Source organism: Corynebacterium sp. MSK218 (genome assembly GCF_030232655.1).
Lineage (GTDB): Bacteria > Actinomycetota > Actinomycetes > Mycobacteriales > Mycobacteriaceae > Corynebacterium.
In genome coordinates, this window is record NZ_JASPGN010000010.1 from 79,032 (window position 1) to 95,365 (window position 16,334).

General features: G+C 59.4%; 16 protein-coding genes. 9 read left to right on the forward strand and 7 right to left on the reverse strand.

Features of this window, described 5'->3' with window-relative positions; translation table 11 throughout:
• Positions 1-44 precede the first annotated feature (44 nt).
• Positions 45-914 (reverse strand): patatin-like phospholipase family protein, encoded by an 870-nt coding sequence (locus QP922_RS09460; RefSeq protein ID WP_284809143.1) that lies wholly within the window; start codon positions 912-914, stop codon positions 45-47.
• A gap of 35 nt (positions 915-949) precedes the next feature.
• Here QP922_RS09460 and QP922_RS09465 point away from each other — a divergent pair, with 35 nt between their 5' ends.
• The gene (locus QP922_RS09465) at positions 950-1,345 is read left to right on the forward strand and encodes a hypothetical protein (protein ID WP_070671631.1); all 396 of its coding nucleotides are present in this window, start codon (positions 950-952) and stop codon (positions 1,343-1,345) included.
• Positions 1,346-1,349: 4 nt separating this feature from the next.
• Positions 1,350-1,895: a gamma carbonic anhydrase family protein gene (locus QP922_RS09470; RefSeq protein WP_070671630.1), complete on the forward strand. Its 546-nt coding sequence runs from the start codon at positions 1,350-1,352 to the stop codon at positions 1,893-1,895.
• A gap of 148 nt (positions 1,896-2,043) precedes the next feature.
• Here QP922_RS09470 and QP922_RS09475 read toward each other — a convergent pair whose 3' ends face one another.
• Positions 2,044-2,700, reverse strand: a complete 657-nt coding sequence (locus tag QP922_RS09475; protein ID WP_284809144.1) for a sulfite exporter TauE/SafE family protein — start codon at positions 2,698-2,700, stop codon at positions 2,044-2,046.
• A gap of 200 nt (positions 2,701-2,900) precedes the next feature.
• Here QP922_RS09475 and QP922_RS09480 point away from each other — a divergent pair, with 200 nt between their 5' ends.
• Genes QP922_RS09480 through QP922_RS09490 form a run of 3 tightly spaced genes read left to right on the forward strand, consistent with a single transcriptional unit; the run spans position 2,901 to position 6,441 of the window.
• On the forward strand, positions 2,901-4,124 hold the full coding sequence (locus QP922_RS09480; protein WP_284809145.1) for an NAD-dependent epimerase/dehydratase family protein: 1,224 nt from the start codon (positions 2,901-2,903) through the stop codon (positions 4,122-4,124).
• A gap of 11 nt (positions 4,125-4,135) precedes the next feature.
• Positions 4,136-5,278, forward strand: a complete 1,143-nt coding sequence (locus QP922_RS09485) for a glycosyltransferase family 4 protein (protein WP_284809146.1) — start codon at positions 4,136-4,138, stop codon at positions 5,276-5,278.
• A 23-nt stretch (positions 5,279-5,301) separates the two neighbouring features.
• Entirely contained in the window at positions 5,302-6,441 is a 1,140-nt protein-coding gene (locus QP922_RS09490; protein ID WP_284809147.1) for a DUF6882 domain-containing protein, read from the forward strand.
• A 9-nt stretch (positions 6,442-6,450) separates the two neighbouring features.
• Here QP922_RS09490 and QP922_RS09495 read toward each other — a convergent pair whose 3' ends face one another.
• Positions 6,451-7,485 (reverse strand): enoyl-CoA hydratase/isomerase family protein, encoded by a 1,035-nt coding sequence (locus tag QP922_RS09495; RefSeq protein ID WP_284809149.1) that lies wholly within the window; start codon positions 7,483-7,485, stop codon positions 6,451-6,453.
• Positions 7,486-7,578: 93 nt separating this feature from the next.
• Here QP922_RS09495 and QP922_RS09500 point away from each other — a divergent pair, with 93 nt between their 5' ends.
• Positions 7,579-8,367, forward strand: a complete 789-nt coding sequence (locus tag QP922_RS09500; protein WP_284809150.1) for an HAD family hydrolase — start codon at positions 7,579-7,581, stop codon at positions 8,365-8,367.
• Between the two features lie 77 nt (positions 8,368-8,444).
• Here QP922_RS09500 and QP922_RS09505 read toward each other — a convergent pair whose 3' ends face one another.
• Positions 8,445-8,744, reverse strand: a complete 300-nt coding sequence (locus QP922_RS09505; RefSeq protein WP_284809152.1) for a hypothetical protein — start codon at positions 8,742-8,744, stop codon at positions 8,445-8,447.
• On the opposite strand from QP922_RS09505, the gene QP922_RS09510 reads away from it, so the two are divergent.
• Entirely contained in the window at positions 8,725-10,998 is a 2,274-nt protein-coding gene (locus QP922_RS09510; RefSeq protein WP_502869602.1) for an acyltransferase family protein, read from the forward strand. The two genes, QP922_RS09505 and QP922_RS09510, sit on opposite strands and share 20 nt — an antisense overlap.
• Positions 10,999-11,113: 115 nt before the next feature.
• Here the strand turns inward: QP922_RS09510 and QP922_RS09515 are convergent, their stop codons facing one another.
• Positions 11,114-11,437, reverse strand: a complete 324-nt coding sequence (locus tag QP922_RS09515) for a putative quinol monooxygenase (protein ID WP_284809155.1) — start codon at positions 11,435-11,437, stop codon at positions 11,114-11,116.
• A 105-nt stretch (positions 11,438-11,542) separates the two neighbouring features.
• Entirely contained in the window at positions 11,543-12,100 is a 558-nt protein-coding gene (locus QP922_RS09520) for a hypothetical protein (protein ID WP_284809158.1), read from the reverse strand.
• Positions 12,101-12,239: 139 nt separating this feature from the next.
• On the opposite strand from QP922_RS09520, the gene QP922_RS09525 reads away from it, so the two are divergent.
• The gene (locus tag QP922_RS09525) at positions 12,240-13,154 is read left to right on the forward strand and encodes an AEC family transporter (RefSeq protein ID WP_284809160.1); all 915 of its coding nucleotides are present in this window, start codon (positions 12,240-12,242) and stop codon (positions 13,152-13,154) included.
• A gap of 23 nt (positions 13,155-13,177) precedes the next feature.
• Here the strand turns inward: QP922_RS09525 and QP922_RS09530 are convergent, their stop codons facing one another.
• Complete coding sequence (locus QP922_RS09530; RefSeq protein ID WP_284809161.1) at positions 13,178-15,043, reverse strand: ABC-F family ATP-binding cassette domain-containing protein; 1,866 nt, start codon at positions 15,041-15,043, stop codon at positions 13,178-13,180.
• A 91-nt stretch (positions 15,044-15,134) separates the two neighbouring features.
• On the opposite strand from QP922_RS09530, the gene QP922_RS09535 reads away from it, so the two are divergent.
• A partial coding sequence (locus QP922_RS09535) for a hypothetical protein (RefSeq protein WP_284809162.1) occupies positions 15,135-16,334 on the forward strand: 1,200 nt, incomplete at its 3' end.

A 16,334-nucleotide genomic window follows, 5' to 3' on the forward strand; every position in this document is an offset into this window, starting at 1 on the left:
TCGTGGGCTCCCAGTGATCAACGCCGGCAGGTGCTACCAGTCGGCTAAGCGGTAAGAAATTCCCTCCATGCCGGCCACTCCGCATAGGTCTGTGCGCGGCCCGCCTCAAAATTGGCGCGCAGCTTGGCCACGTCGTGTTCAGTAGACGTCACCTGCATGTCCTCAGGGAAGAAAAGCTGGGCGCGCCCCTCCTTTTCCAATTCAAGGAGACGGTCTTTGGAGTGGTTGTACTTCGGTGGGCGGGCAATCATGGCTTCAGCCACGGCTGGGTACTTGCGGAAGACGCGGCGCAGCGCCGTGGGGCGGCTGACTTTGGGGCGTACATAGCCGCGTGGCTTGGAGCCGAGAAAAAGGAACTTCTCAAACCCAGCTTTTTCTGCTTGTTCAATGAGGATTCCGCCGGATTCGCCCATGGCTCCATCCACATAAGGTGCGCCGTCAATGACACGCATGGGCATGATGAGTGGCAGCGTCGAGGACGCTCGCACGCGCACCATGAGGTCATCCAGGCTCGCAATATCCTCACGCCCCCAGTAGACACTTTCCCCTGTGTCGGCCCGGGCAGCCGAGATACACATCTGTGCTGGATTAGCTTCAAAGGCTTCCCAATCGAAGGGCATATCTTTGTCGGCTGATTTCTCATAGATGTATTCAGCGTTGAAATAGCCATTGCCGCGCAGTAGAGAACCCAAGCCACCAAAGCTGGGGTTCTTGGCAAAGTCGACGAAAGATTCTTCGGAGCGAATCACGTCGCGCGAGAGGAAATTAACGGTGTGTGACGAGCCTGCGGAAACACCACCGACCCAGCCAAATTCCACCTCCTCCTGAAGTAGTTTGACGATGCATGCCGCGGTATAGGAATTGCGCATGCCGCCGCCTTCAATGACGAGTGCTGTATCTTTCGCGTCAATCACAGTGCCCGATGGTACCCGCAGGCTAGGATCGCGCCATGGGTCTCTTTTCTGCACTGAAGAATCTTGTCGGCTCCCCCGGCGCGCGTTTAGCCTCCCCCGATCCGCATGCCGTTGAGGTCGAGCTGGATCGCCTTGCCGTGCACACGGCAGACGGACTCATCATCGTGGAGACGTCCCCTTCCGGCGCTAAGGTTCTGGCGGAAGTGGCCCGTTCTGGTGAAGCTGCACAGCTACGCGGCCTCCGGACTGGCGCACACACCACGGTGTACCTGTCCCCCACGACTGCACAGGAACGCGCAGTGCACGATCCGAAGAAGGGCTGGGTTATCCCGCTCTCGCCTGAAGAACTCGCTCTTCTTAAGAACCTCAGCCCGGAGCCTGGAGATTATGAAATCTCAACGGCCCTGGCCATAGCGATTGAAGGAGTCTAAAACCATGCTTATCCTCCCCTTCCAAGGCAAGACCCCGCGTATTCACCGCAGCGCCTGGATTGCGCCGAATGCCACCATCATCGGTGATGTGACCATCGGCCCGGATTCCTCCGTGTTCTATGGCTGTGTGCTTCGCGGTGATGTGGGCACTATCCGCCTCGGTGCGCGCGTTAATATCCAGGACAATTGCGTTATCCACGTGGAGTCAACAAACCCGTGCATATTGAACGACGACGTCACGGTTGGACACATGGCTATGCTGCACGGAACGCAGGTAGGTGCCGGCACGCTAGTGGGTATGAAGGCATCACTGTTGTCCGGTTCCACCGTGGGCCCAGGCTCTCTCATCGCCGCCGGCGCGGTGGTGCTGGAGGGCCAGAATATTCCCGCCGGCACCCTAGCTGCTGGGGTACCCGCCAAGGTGCGCCGTGAGTTGAGCTCGGAGGAATCCGACGCCTTCATCCCGCACGCCGGGCGCTACGTCGACATTGCTAAGAATCAGGCGCTGCTTGGCGAAGCCCTCCCCCTCGACGAAGTCCTCTACGACTAGCGCCAAGACTGTTTCCAACTGCCGTTGTTGCCAAAACTCTTGAGCCTGCCGCGGGATCTGACCAAATCTTTGGCAACTAGGGCAGTTCCACTCCGCAAGCTAAGGCCGCGAGCTAACCCCCTAATCGAACGTTCTCAAGGCTAAAGTGCTAGAGCAGCGCGACGATACCCATAATGACGAGGAAGGCCGCCACGCCATAGCCGCTCCACAACGCAACGGCGGCGGAGTTCTGACGTGCCCACGCGAAAGCCCGGCCAGCCCAGGAATGAGGTTTAGCACGCACGAGCGCAATGAAAAGCCCGCACACGGTAGGAAGGGAGAGCGCGAAGCTGGCGTAGAAGAAGAGACCGCCGTATTTGACGGTGTTGCTAAAGTCCCCAGCCGCCAGGTGCATCAGACCATAGAAGAAGGGCACGGAGGTCAGCGACTGGATGACTCCCATGAAGTAGCCCACCGCAACGGTCTTCGGCGAGGGCGTGCGCAGTGGACCGAGAAGCTTGTGCACCATGTCATTGGGCTCGCCTTTCGAGCGCCACGCCAGGACACCGAGGCCCACACCAATGACGATAAGGCCCCAGCCAATCGCCGGTGACTCCAAAGCGGCGGCCACTTTGTCCTGAATGCCCACGAAAATAAACATGACCACGGCGGCAGCGGTGAGCACGCCACACCAATCGCCCACGATGACTAGTGCTGCAATCTTTCGGTAGCTGCCACGCGGAAGCATGATGCCAATGGCCACGAGGATGCCGATGAGCAGAGCATTGACGGAATCGGCGAAGGCATTGAGCACGGCTTCAAGCATGCGGGCTAGTTTACTAGCGTCTTCTCAATGCAACTTCATCGTGCTGCCTTAGGAAACATTCACTCACTGTTTACCCAGCACGCCCTTCGTGTAAGCACTGTCAACGGTAAGGTAGATAAAAGTGTGTGCCGCCGCGCCGGAACTTTCCGTCGACGGCGGCACCATAGGTAATACCCCCGATCATGATGTGGAGAGAAAACATGAAGGTAGCGATTCTCGGCGGCGATGGTTTCTGCGGCTGGCCAGCCTCTCTCTATCTCTCCGACCAGGGCCACGAGGTCATCATCGTGGACAACCTCTCTCGCCGCGCTATCGATAAGGAACTCGGCGCAGAATCGCTCACCCCTATCGTCTCCATCGAAGAGCGCTTAGCTGCGTGGACTGAGGTCTCTGGCAAGACCATTGGCTTCCGCAACCTCGACGTGGCTCAGGACTACGACGGCCTGCTGGAGTTTCTTCAGACCGAGCGCCCAGATGCTGTTGTCCACTTCGCCGAGCAGCGCGCTGCTCCTTACTCCATGAAAAATTCGCGCAACAAGCGCTACACGGTGGATAACAACATCAACGCTACCCATAACCTGCTCGCCGCCATCGTGGAATCTGAACAGGATATCCACGTCGCGCACCTAGGCACCATGGGCGTATACGGCTACGGCACCGCTGGCATGAAGATTCCAGAGGGCTACTTGGACGTGCAGGTGGATGCGGGCGAGGGGGGCGTCGTCAAGCAGCAAATCCTCTACCCCTCCAACCCCGGCTCGGTCTACCACATGACGAAGGTACTGGACCAACACCTCTTTGCCTACTATGCCAAGAATGATGAGCTGCGTATTACCGACCTCCACCAGGGCATCATCTGGGGCACGCACACCGAGCAGACCCAGAAGGATGAGCGCCTCATCAACCGCTTTGACTACGACGGTGACTACGGCACAGTTCTTAACCGCTTCCTCATCCAGGCAGGAATTGGTTACCCGCTGACCGTGCACGGAACTGGTGGCCAGACCCGCGCCTTTATCCATATCCGCGACATGGTGCGCTGTATTGATCTGGCACTGAATAATCCGCCCGCTCGTGGCGAGCGCGTCAAGATCATCAACCAGATGACCGAAACGCACCGCGTGCGCGACTTGGCCGAACTGCTGGCGAAGATCTCCGGTGCCGAGGTGGCCTACGTGCCGAACCCGCGCAAGGAATCCGCGGAAAATGAACTTCACGTCACCAATGACACCTTCCTCGAGCTCGGCCTAGAGCCGACCACCTTGTCAGAAGGCCTGCTCCATGAGGTTGAAGAGGTGGCCCGCAAGTACGCCGAGCGCGTGGACCGCGACAAAATTCCAGCGCAATCCCTGTGGACTAAGCAGCAGCACGCGGGTGTTCCCGACTCCGTGGCAAACAACGCTGCCGACACCGCACAGGCATAAGCGTCTCTTCCATGCGCATCGCGATTGTTACTGAGGTTTTCCTGCCCAAAATCGACGGCGTGGTCACCCGCATTACCCGCACGCTAGATCAGCTAGCGGCGATGGGCCACGAGGTCCGCATCTTCGCCACGGGCAAGGCGCCAGCCACGTATGCAGGTTTCGAGGTCACCCGCATTCCAAGCCTTTCGCTCTGGGTCTACCCGGAAATCAAATTCGGCTTGCCCTCGTGGAAGTTCTTTAAAGAGATTCGGAATTTTGACCCCGATGTCATCCATGCGGTCAACCCGATTTGGACCGCAGCACTCGGCGTCTTTGCCGCGCAGCGTGACGCTGTTCCGCTTGTGGCCAGCTTCCACACCAATGTGCCCGAGTACGTCGATGCTTTGGGCATTGGCTGGACTCGCCCGCTGACAGAGGCCGCGCTGAAGTACCTACACAACCAGGCAGCAGTCAACCTGTGCACGTCCGGTCCCATGGTGGACAAGGCTGGTGAGATGGGCATTCGCAACGTCAAGCTGTGGCCCAAGGCCGTGGACACGGACACCTATCAGCCCTCCCGCGCCACCGAGTCGATGCGCGAGCGCCTCACCGGAGGCAACCCCGATGCGCCACTGCTTACCTACATCGGCCGAGTCTCCAAAGAAAAGGACTTGGAGCGCCTCGACCACGTCATGCAATTGGTACGCGCTGAGCTTGGCGCCGCCCGCCTCGCCATTGTCGGTGACGGCCCCTTCCTGGACGAGCTCAAGGAAGGCTTCGATCCCTCCTACACCGTCTTTACCGGTTATCTCTCTGGTGACGAGCTTGCCGCCGCCTTTGCCGTCGGTGATGTCTTCCTGTTCCCTTCTGCCACGGAAACCCTGGGACTTGTGGCGCTGGAGTCTTTCGCTTCGGGGGTTCCTGTCATCGGAACCCGCGCCGGCGGAATCCCCTTCGTCATTGAAGAAGGAGTCACAGGTCATCTCATTGCCCCTGATGCCGACGACGCTGCGTGGGCCGACGCCGCAGTGAATCTACTCCGTGATCCTTCCCGGCGATCCGAGATGGGCATAGCCGCCCGACGCGAAGCGGAGAAATATTCCTGGGTAGAATCCACCCAAGCCCTTCTTACGGCCTATGAGGAAGCCATTGAACACCCCTACCGCAGGGACTAAACCGAACTAGTCAAGGAGCACGCATGGATTCAGTGAGAAACCTGTACTCCGCCGGCGCGTTTATTCAGGCCGGCATCGACGCCGCCTTTGCCCGTCGCCTCGGCCCCATCACGGACGTGGAGGTCAACTTCGTCCCCGTCGAGTCCGACCAGCCTGAGCATGACCAGCGCGCTACGGTGCGTTTCACCACCAGCAGCGGCGTTCATGACTTTGACGGTCTGCGCTTGGCGTCCATCCAGGATGGCCAGTTCCACTGGACCACAGGTTTGGCGCAGCAGGCAGATCTGCCTGAGTTCCACGGCCCCCAGCCGGATACGGCTCTGCTCAAGGGCCTGGCGCGCCGTCTTGTTGGTGATCGCCCCGTCGTCCGCGTTCCACAGGGCGATGCTGAGGCACTCGTAGCGGTGGACTTCACGGAGATTGACCCGAACCCCATCAGCGCCGTGTTCGCTGGTCTGGAAAAGAGCGGGGATATCGAAGGCGGCGTGGACGAGCGTATCGCCACCACTGAGCTCGCTTCCTATATGAATGTGCCCGGCAATAACCCGGAAGCACTTGCCCAGTTTGAGGGCTCCCGCATCGTTGCCCTTCGCCAGCTCAATGGCCAGGCGGGACTGCGGGCACGGGATATTCTTGCGGATGCTCACTTCCTTGCCACCGAGCACAACTTTTTCCTCGATGCCCGCTTCCCCAACCTGAGGGCCGAGCTCGATCCCGGGACCTCCCGCACGCTGGTGAGCACAGCACACGGTTCATTGACTGTTCCAGCACACCTGATTGCCACCCTGGATGAAGCTGCGGGTACTTTTACGTGGGCATGGGCGGACGAGCTCGCCTCCTCCATGTCTGCGCAGGCAGCAGGCAACCTGCGGCGCTTCGCTTATGACCGCGCCGTGCCGGAGCTCCTTCGGGCATGTGTCCCTATTGCGGATGCCCGTCAGGCACGATTGCCGCAACTAGCTATGCCCATCCTGGGCCTATGGACCCTGTTGCCGGTACACCTTCCGGACGGCCGACTGGGCCTCGCGCTTTCCGACGCCCCCGCCTTCCGCCTTCCTGCGCCATTCCCGGCCGCCACGCAGGCCACGCTCAACGTGGCGGTTCCCCCGGGCGTTGACGAGCAGCGCGCCCGCGCCGCGTACCAGCGCCAGCGCGGTTTCTAGTTTTCTTCCTTAAGCGTTGAGGACCGCGCGGAACTCCTCCGGATCAACCTCCTGGGTCGTGGCGGGGTCGAACTTCGCGTCCTGGGTCTTATCCACGAGGACTGCGCGCACTCCCTCGGAGAAATCCGGGCGACGGTACATGTGCATGCCGAGCTTGAGCTCCAGGAGGAGCGCCTCGCGGATATCATCGACCTTGGCCTCAGCCTCAAAGAGCTCATTGGCCGCGATAATCGCTGCGGGGCAGGCACCCGCCATGAGGCGCTTCACTTCCCCAGCGATCTGCGGGCGCGTCTCCAGCTCGGCGGAAATCTCTTCCCATGTCGGGAGTGCAAAGGTCTCTTCCAAGTCTTTGGCTACCTGCTCCAGCGGCGCCGGCTCCTGCGGCGCCGGCAAGGCGAGATCCGCAAGGGCGGCGTCAATACCGCGATCGATGGCAGCCTCAATCAGCTCAGCGGCGTCCTTGACCACGTGGGTCGCCACGCCGGTCCACAGCATATCTGCGGCATACATGCGGTAGCCCGAAATGCCCCAGAACTTAGCCAATCCAGGCGATGCTACGCCACGGGTGCCGACCATGCGCTGTGCGGCGTAGGCCACTCCCACATCCGTGACGTAGCCGATGTTCATCTCCGGCATCGAAGCAAAGGCACGTTCTGTCACAACGCGGTGCGAGCCATGGAGGGAAATACCAAGGCCACCGCCCATAACGACACCATCAATTACGGCAATATAGGGCTTCGGGAACTCAGCGATATCACCGTTGGTGAGGTACTCGGAGGCAAAGAAGGCATCGACATCTTCGAGCTTGCCCTCCGCTATTCCTTCGCGAGCATGGCGGACGTCACCGCCAGCACAAAATGCTTTCTCACTGGCAGAGTGAATGAGAACCTGTTCGATGTTGTCGTCCTCTGCCCATTCTTCGAGGGAGCGGCGAATGATGTCAATCATGTCCGGATTCAGCGAGTTCAGTGCCTTAGGGCGATTGAGCTCGAGGACTCCGGTATGGTTGCGGACGGAAACGAGTACTGGATCAGTCGTAGTCATACGCACCAGTGTTCCATATCACAGGTTTTTCGGCCACCAATTTTCAAGACCGCCGAAACCTCAGACGAGACCATAGAAACGGTGTAACTTTTCGTGCTCCCACAGCTTGTTGCCCTCGACATGGATGGCACGCTCCTTGATGCCCACGGCCAGCTTCCCGCTGATTTCCCGGAGCTCCAGAAACTAGCGGCTGAGCGCCACTGCGAGCTGGTACCGGCGTCAGGCCGTCAGCTGGCCACGCTCAAGGACATGTTCCCTCACATCGACACCTTCATCGCGGAAAATGGCTCGGTGGTTATGCGCGGCGGTGAAATCATCGCCACCTTCCCCATTGCGGAGGAAACTGTACGCGCTGCCCGCACTGCGGCTGATTCCATCACCGAACCGCACACCACGGTGCTATGCACGCCAGAGACTGCTTTTGTGGCCGAAGATGTATCTGACGCAGCACGAGTTGAGTTGACTAAGTACTACAAAGCTGTCACGTGGGTGCCGGAGCTTTCCTCCGTCCCTGATTCCGACATCATCAAGATCGCTATCTTTTGCGAGTCAGGCTCGGAAGCCCATGTCTACGAGCCGATTCGTCAGGCCGTCCCGGACGATAACGTCGCAGTCTCCGGCAAGGTATGGCTCGATGTCATGGCTCGCGGGGTGGATAAAGGTGCCGCGTTGACCAAGCTCGCAGAGTTATCAGAGGTGCCCATTACCGCCACCGCGGCCTTCGGTGACTACCTCAACGACCTGGAGATGCTGCAGGCAGCGGGCACAGCTGTGGCCATGGAGAATGCTCATCCTCAGCTCAAGGAAGTCGCAGACATCATCGCACCTGCCAACACAGACAACGGAGTCAGCGTGGTGTTGCGCAAGCTACTGAGCTCCTAACACGCTCCCAGGAAACCTGCCTGGCTCACGCATTCCCTCGGAGTAGGATTACTCGGGTTCCCTAGCCCTCTGACCCCCTACGAGCGGAGTGTTGTCGTGAAGAATTTTCTGCGGTCGATCTTGTCAGGCTCGACGAAGCGCGAGAAGTCTTCCTCAAGTCCCTCACAGCCCACAGCTCCTTCCCCTGCCTCCCCTGCGCCAGCCGCGCCGACACCAGTGTCTGTGCCAAAGGCAAAGCCGACGCCGAAGGCAAAGCACACGTCAGAGCCTGCACCGGCGCCGAAACGCAGGCGCCCACAGCGCGGCGAGAATTCCTCGCTCGAACTGAACGCAGCATCCCTCCCGAAGGCCTCCGCCGTGCGAAAGGCACAGCTCACTAAGGCCCGCGAGGAGGCTGAAGACAGTAAACCGCGCCGACGACGCCCCATCCCACGGGCGGTCACACCACAGCGTTCTGTCACTCCCCAGCGCCCAGCCAAAGCCAACCCCACTGCTCAAGCTCAGCCCGCTGCAGCGAAAGACAAAGACACAGCAACGCCTGCATCAGCTGCGAAGGAAGCGACAAAACTCCCCGAACCGAAACCGGCTGAGGAAGCTCCCGACGCGGAGATTTCACGTGCTCTAGCGCGACGCTCGCAGCCCGTCGGGACGCCTACCGAAAGGCAACTCAAGCCCACCAAACCTACTCGCGAGCAGCGCCGCGCTACTGCCCGTGTGGACGCTGCCGAAGGTAGCACTGACGTGCTGGCGGTGCCAAAGGAATCCGCTACCGTTAAACAGCAGCGCCGTGCCCGTTTACGCCAAGTTCCGGGACTTGATGGCCTGCGTGGCCTCGCAGTTGTCGCCGTGGTTATCTACCACTTTTTCGGTGATCTACTGCCAGGCGGTTACCTGGGTGTGGACATGTTCTTCGTCCTCTCTGGATTCCTCATCACGTCCCTACTGATTCGCGAGTTCAACATCACTGGGCGTATCAACCTCAGAGACTTTTGGATCAGGCGCTTTCGGCGAATACTTCCTGCTGCACTCGTCGTGCTATGTCTGTGCACTGCAATTGTTGCGGCCATTGGGGGCGACCTAGCTGTAGGCATCCGCGAGCAATTCCTGGGCACCTTGTTCTTCGTCAATAACTGGACCCAGATCGCCACTAGTCAAACCTACTTCGCACCCAATGAAGTGCAGGTCTTTGCTCATTATTGGTCACTCGCTGTGGAGGAGCAGTTCTACCTCATCTGGCCGCTACTCATGGCAGCAGTCTTTGCTGTTTCGCGCCGCAAGCCTAAGCGTTTGCCCATCGCAGTGGCACTTGTGCTTGCGACGGCGTCTGCCCTCGCCATGGCTTTTCTCTTCGCACCGGGCGCGGATCCCACCCGCGTGTATTACGGGACTGATACCCACGCTTTCGGTCTACTTATCGGCGCGCTCTTGTCCTTCATGCTCACCTCGACGTCGAAGGAGGCGGGGGCGGACTCGTGGGCGTCGACAAGCAAAGGCGTCCTTGCCGGTTCCGTTGGTGTCCTTGCTTTGCTCGCCTACCTTGCACAGCTGGTGTGGATGGGCGCGGACCGTGAGTTCACCTATCGCGGCGGCCTCGTCCTCACCAGCGTGCTGGGTGCAGCGATGATCTGGTCCGTTGTGCGCGAAACCGGTCCCTTGACGTGGCTGTTCCGTACACGTGTCATGCGGTGGCTAGGACAACGTTCCTTCTCGCTGTACTTGTGGCACTGGCCCATCATCATGATCCTTATAGCCGTGTCCGACGCTCCAGCATGGGCACTGGGCATTCTTGCTCTGCCACTGTCCTTCGTTCTAGCAGAGGTGACGTACCAGTTTGTGGAGAACCCCTTCCGCCGCGGGGGCTACATCAAGACATGGCACGATTACTGGGCTTCCCGTCCCTCCCTGCATGAGATGAAGGTCGGATTCGGCAAAGCCATGTGGCCGGTTGTGCCAGCACTCGTCGTGCTTTCTGCCATTGGTGTGGCCTATGGTGTGGCGACTTCTGAGGACAAGACGGAGCTCGAGCGCGAACTCGAGCGCATGGCGCAGGCCAATGAGCAGGCGGCAGCGTCAGCGCCGGCAAAGCCTACTGAACAGCCGAAGGAAAAGCGCTCCTTGCCCCCCGGGGCAGAGATTACTGCGTTGGGTGATTCCGTCATGCTTGCTTCATCCGATGCCCTCACGGAGCGTTTTCCAGGCATCCTTATTGATGCTGCGGTCTCCCGCCAATACTCTGAAGCCATTGATTCGCTGCGTGCCCTGAAGGATTCTGGGCAACTGCGCTCAACGATCTTCTTGGGGCTGGGAACCAATGGCTCTGCAGATGCTGGACGCCTGGATGAGTTGCTCGACCTTGTGGGACCTGAGCGCACCGTGGTCTTCGCTGTGCCCTATGGCGACCGTGATTGGATGGGCCAGGCACGCGCGGAGATCGTGCAGGCAGCATCGCAGCGCGAAAACGTGTACCTAGCGGATTGGTGCGGCACCGCCCAGGAGAACCCCGCGCTGATGTACGACGACGGCGTGCATCCGTTGGCCGAAGGCGCGAACCTTTACGCCGAAGATTTTGAACAGGCCCTTGAGCAGTATGCCAATGGCGACAAGTCTCTCGCGACAACATGCGAAGCTTGATCCGACCCCAACGGAGTTAAGCCTGCCTACCTGTTCCTCCCCTTGAAATGCCGAAAAGCGCCGCTTTCGAGCGGCGCTTTTCGGCGCTAGGCCTCAGTGAGACTGAGACGTCGTCCTAGTCGACGGAGAACTCAGCCATCTTGTCCCACTTAGTTTTTCCACTGATGTGAGTATTGATGATGTCCGGGGTCTCCACCAGGTACTTCGGGAGCTCCTCGCAGGAACGCTTGAAGTGCTCGGTGTTGACGTGGTCGACGTCGGTGCCGTCCTTGTAGGACTCGAGCAGGAAGAAGCGCTGCTTGTCTTCCGGATCGCGGAACCACTTGAAGTCAATGCAGCCGGGCTCAGCCTGGCAGGCCTTGGTGTACCAGTCGATCTCGTCGAGGAAGGTCTCGGCGTACTCGGGCTTGACGTGGAACTGTACGTTGATCAGAATCATGGGCCCCACTGTAACCGTCTCCATGAAAACGTGCAGAAGGCCCTGCCTATGGCAGTTCATTCACGCCATAGTGAAGCAGGGCCCGTTAATGAGGCTGGTGGTGGATTACTTGTTAAAGAAGTACTCCGCCACGTAGACGTACTTTCCGTCAAAGGCTTGGGCAACGCCGAAGCCGGTGCCATCGGCCTTGGTAACCGGGACATCGCGGTTGAGCCACTTCACGCGGTCCTTAGCCTCAGACTCGGTGAGCTTGTAAATGTTGCCGCTGCCTTCCTCCAAGTGGGTGAGGCCGTCACCAGCGTTGTCGTGGAAGGTGACCTTGCCAGCAGCTGCTTGGTCAGCCCATTCCTGGGCGATCTTCTTCGCGTTGTCATCGGCATGGTGGCCCTGCTTCAGCAGGTGGGAGTGGGTAGCGCCGACGAGCTCGTTTGCTACGGCCGGGGTCGGCGTCTTCACGAATGGTGGCAGCTTCACGTTGTACTGCTCAGCCAAGTCATAAGCCTGGGCAGGCAGCTCGATCTGGAGGGAGTTAATCTGCTCAGTAGCCTGAGAGGACAGCTGATTAATATCCTGCGCCTGCGCAGCGGATGCGCCGGAAACAGCCAGCGCCGCGGTCAGTACAGCGGTGGTGGACAGGCGGGAAACACGACGGAATGCATTCATGCCCTCTACCGTGCCATACAATCGCTTCGTCTGTGAACTAACCTCGCAGACTCACAGGAAATTCGATATGGCATTGTTATGCTCCAAGGCGTTGTTTTCTACGACGCTTCTTGAAACGCGTGCGAAAGGTTGATCACTAGTGCTGGATGTCCTTACGGGCTTTGCGATTATCTTCGTGGTTATCGCTGTGGGCTTCGTACTGGCACACAAAGGTGTCATCGGCAAAGGTGAAGCCCGTTTACAGTTCAACCGGGTCGCCTTCTGGGCGGCAACACCCGCACTGATTTTCTCCAGCGTGGCGCAGTCCGATACCTCAGCATTTGCCTCCCCCGTTGTGGTAGTTATCGCTGTGGCGTCGGTGGCAACAATGGGTGTATACGGCCTGCTGAGTATGTTCTTCTTCCGCCGCAGCGGCGCGGAAACCATGGCGGGTGCGGCGGCCTCGAGCTACTACAATTCCGTCAACATTGGTCTGCCCATCGCCACCTACGTCATCGGTGATGCCACTTTCGTCGTGCCTGCCTTGGTGCTGCAGATGGCGGTGCTTTCACCTTTTATTATCGCTGGGCTTAATGCACAAGGAACGAATCTGCGCTCAGTCATGAGTTCGGTGATGTCAGGTGTTACCGCACCCGTAGTCATCGCTGCGGTCTTGGGATTCACTGTCTCGGCTTTCGGGTGGACCGTGCCCGACGTCATCATGGCACCGTTGGAAATCCTGGGTGGCGCCTCTATCCCCATGATTCTCATGAGCTTCGGTGCCTCCCTCAAGGGTGATTCGCTGCTGGACAACGACCGTCTGCCCACCATTGTGGCAACGGCGCTCAAGCTCATTGGTATGCCAGCCATCGCTCTCGTCGCAGGTTTAGCGTTTGGGCTCAGCGGTAATGAGCTCTACGCGGCGTTGATTTTGGCAGCGCTTCCCACCGCGCAGAATGTCTACAACTACGCGGCCACCTACCAGGTGGGAGAAACCGTAGCGCGCGATACGGTGTTCCTCACCACGTTCCTCTCTCTGCCTGCCATGCTGGGCATCGCCGCGTTTTTCGGCTAAGGCCCGCTTTTCCGCTTCTTTCTCTATCCCTCGAGCTGCTCCCCTAGCTCGAGCCATTCCATTTCCAGTTCTTCACGCTCGGCGGCGACAACCTTAAGCTCAGAATCCAGTCGGGAGAGCTCTGCGGAGTCACCGTCGCCGGAGGCCATCTTCTCGGCCGCAACGGCCATCTTCTCGTTGAGCTGTGAAGTCTTCTCATCGAGCTTGGCTATTTTGCGCTCCAGCGCGTTCATCTTCTTAGTCAGCTCGCGCTCTTCTTGGGAGCTCAAGCGCTTCGTCGGTGCGGCGTTTTCCGCCGTGGTCGCATCACCCGTGATGCTATCTTCGCCAGAGCCCGTCGAAGTAGTCTTCTCGCCGAGGTCAATAACACCACGGGAAGCAGCCGCCTCCATCTGCTGGCGGCGGCGCAGGTACTCCTCGATTCCGCCCGGCAGGTTGGTGAGCTTGCCATCCCCAAACAAGGCATAAGTATTATCCGCAATGCGCTCAATGAGGTAGCGGTCGTGCGAAATGACCACCATAGTGCCCGGCCAGGAATCCAGAAGCGACTCCAGTTCCTGGAGGGTGTCGATATCGAGGTCGTTTGTGGGCTCGTCGAGAAGCAGCACGTTTGGTTCTGCCATGAGTACACGAGTCAGTTGCAGTCGGCGGCGCTCACCACCAGAGAGATCGCCTACCGGAGTGCGCTGGCGCTTGGCCGAAAAGCCTAGACGCTCGGCCAACTGGGAGGCAGACAGCTCCTTCTTGCCCAACTGGACATAGGTTGCGACGTCCTCGACGGCGTCGAGAAGCCTGCGCTCCGGATCCAAATCATCAAGTTCCTGGCGCAGCCACCCCAGGCGCACGGTCTTTCCCTCAATGCGTTTGCCGGCTGCCAGTTCCACCTCGCCGGCAAGGGCGCGCAGGAGCGTGGTCTTTCCAGAACCGTTGACGCCGACGAGGCCGATGCGCTCGCCTGGAGCCAGCCTCCACGTGAGGTGATCCACCAGCGTGCGGCCATCCGGCGTGGCGATCTGTGCATCCTCGAGCTCAATAACGACGCGACCCTGGCGCTGCTTGGAGAAGGCCATGAGCTCAACCTTGTCGCGCGGTGCTGGGACGTCCGCAATAATCGCCTCGGCAGCCTCGATACGGTAGCGCGGCTTAGACGTGCGCGCCGGTGCACCGCGGCGCAACCACGCCAGTTCCTTGCGGGCCAAGTTCTGGCGGCGCTGCTCGATAGCATCGGCCTGACGGGCACGCTCAGCGCGGGCAAAGGTCCAGTCGTTGTAGCCGCCATCATAAGCATCAACAACACCGTCGTGAACTTCCCAGGTCGTGGTCGCCACGGTGTCGAGGAACCAACGGTCGTGCGTCACGACGATAACCGCCAGTTTGCGGGACAACAGATGGTTGGCCAGCCACTGCACACCTTCCACATCCAAGTGGTTGGTGGGCTCATCGAGCACCACGGCGTCGAGATCCTGCACGAGCGCTGCGGCCAGGTTGACGCGGCGGCGCTCACCACCAGATAGTGAGCCCACCTTCGTGTCGAGTCCGAGGTCAACAATGCCCAGACCACCCAAGACATCGCGCACTTTGGCGTTGGAGGCCCACTCGAAAGTCTCCAAACCCAGCGGTTCGATAATGACTTGGGAGATGGTGAGAGACTCGTCGACCTCAAAACGCTGCGTCACCACGGCCATACGCAAATCCGAATTGTGAGATACGCGGCCCGAGTCCGGCAGCTCGATGCCGGTGAGGACCTCCAGTAGCGTGGTCTTGCCGCCACCGTTAACACCGACGATGCCAATCCGGTCGCCGGTTTGGACACCAAGGGAGACCCCGTTGAGAAGGGTCTTGAGACCAAAAGATTTGGTTACGTTTTCAAGGTTGATGAGGTTCGCCATAACGAGGATCTATCTTAGTGCCTGACCGCGGTTACCCCCGCACCACAAAACTTATTGAATGTGATTTTCACTTGCAATACTGTCGTTCTGTATGAAGAACCACACGCTTGCCTTGTGCGCTGCACTTTCCACAGCGGCCATCGCCATTACGTCTTGCTCCGCCCCTGATAACGACAGCACTCCCCCAAGCAGTACTGAACCCTCGGCTGCTGATTCTGCAGACTCAGCCCACAGCCACGATGGATTCGAGTCCGCTGAGGGCGAGACCGAGGTAGCGCAGCTGCCCACACGCATTGTGCTTTCCCACAAAGATGGTCTCACCACTATCGATGGCGAGAGCGGCGAGGTGATTGGCAGCGAAGACATGAAGGCCTTCCTGCGCCTCAACGATGCCGGCGATAACCGCCATGTCATGGTGACCAAGGGCGATAGCTTCCTCACCTTCGATACTGGGCGCATCACCAAACCACACGGCGACCACAAGCACTATTACACGGCGGAGCCGAAGCTTGGCGACGTTTCCGTGGACGCCCCTCATGCAGGTCACGTGGTGCATCATGACGGCTTTACCGCGCTCTTCTCCGATGGTGACGGCGTGGCGAAAATCTACGCGACGGAGGAGATAGGCAATGCGGACGCCGAGCCGGTCAACACCGTTGAGACTGGTGCAGCTCATCACGGCGTGGCCGTACCGCTCAAGGACGGCTCAGTGGTCATCACCAAGGGCACTGAAAAGGAACGCCACACCATTCAGCACCTGGACAAGTCCGGCAAAGTCCTGGCGGAAACTACCGAATGTCCCGGCGTACACGGCGAAGCAGCCGCTGGGAACGGCACGCTCTTCTTCGGATGTGAAAACGGACCGGTTGTCTTCGACGGCACGGACTTCCACAAAGTAGATGTCTCTTCCTATGCCGGCAAGGACGGCTACCAGCGCTCCGGCAACGCCGCCGGTTCCGAAGAATCCACCGTGATCTTGGCAGACAACAAGACGGAAAAGGACGCCGAATTCGAGCGCCCAACCTCAGTCACGCTCATTAATACTGAGGATTACTCCGCCCAGAAAGTCGAGCTCGGGGAATCCTATTGGTTCCGCTCCTTAGCCCGCGGCCCGCTTGGGGAGGCCCTTGTTCTCACCACCGACGGCAAGCTCAATATCATCGACCCTGACTCCGGTGAGATCACAAAGAAGATCGATGCTATTGCTCCGTGGAAGGAAAATGAGGAATGGCAGCTGCCAGGACCTATCTTGAAGGCGGCCAATGGCTATGCCTACATCACGGACGCCGCT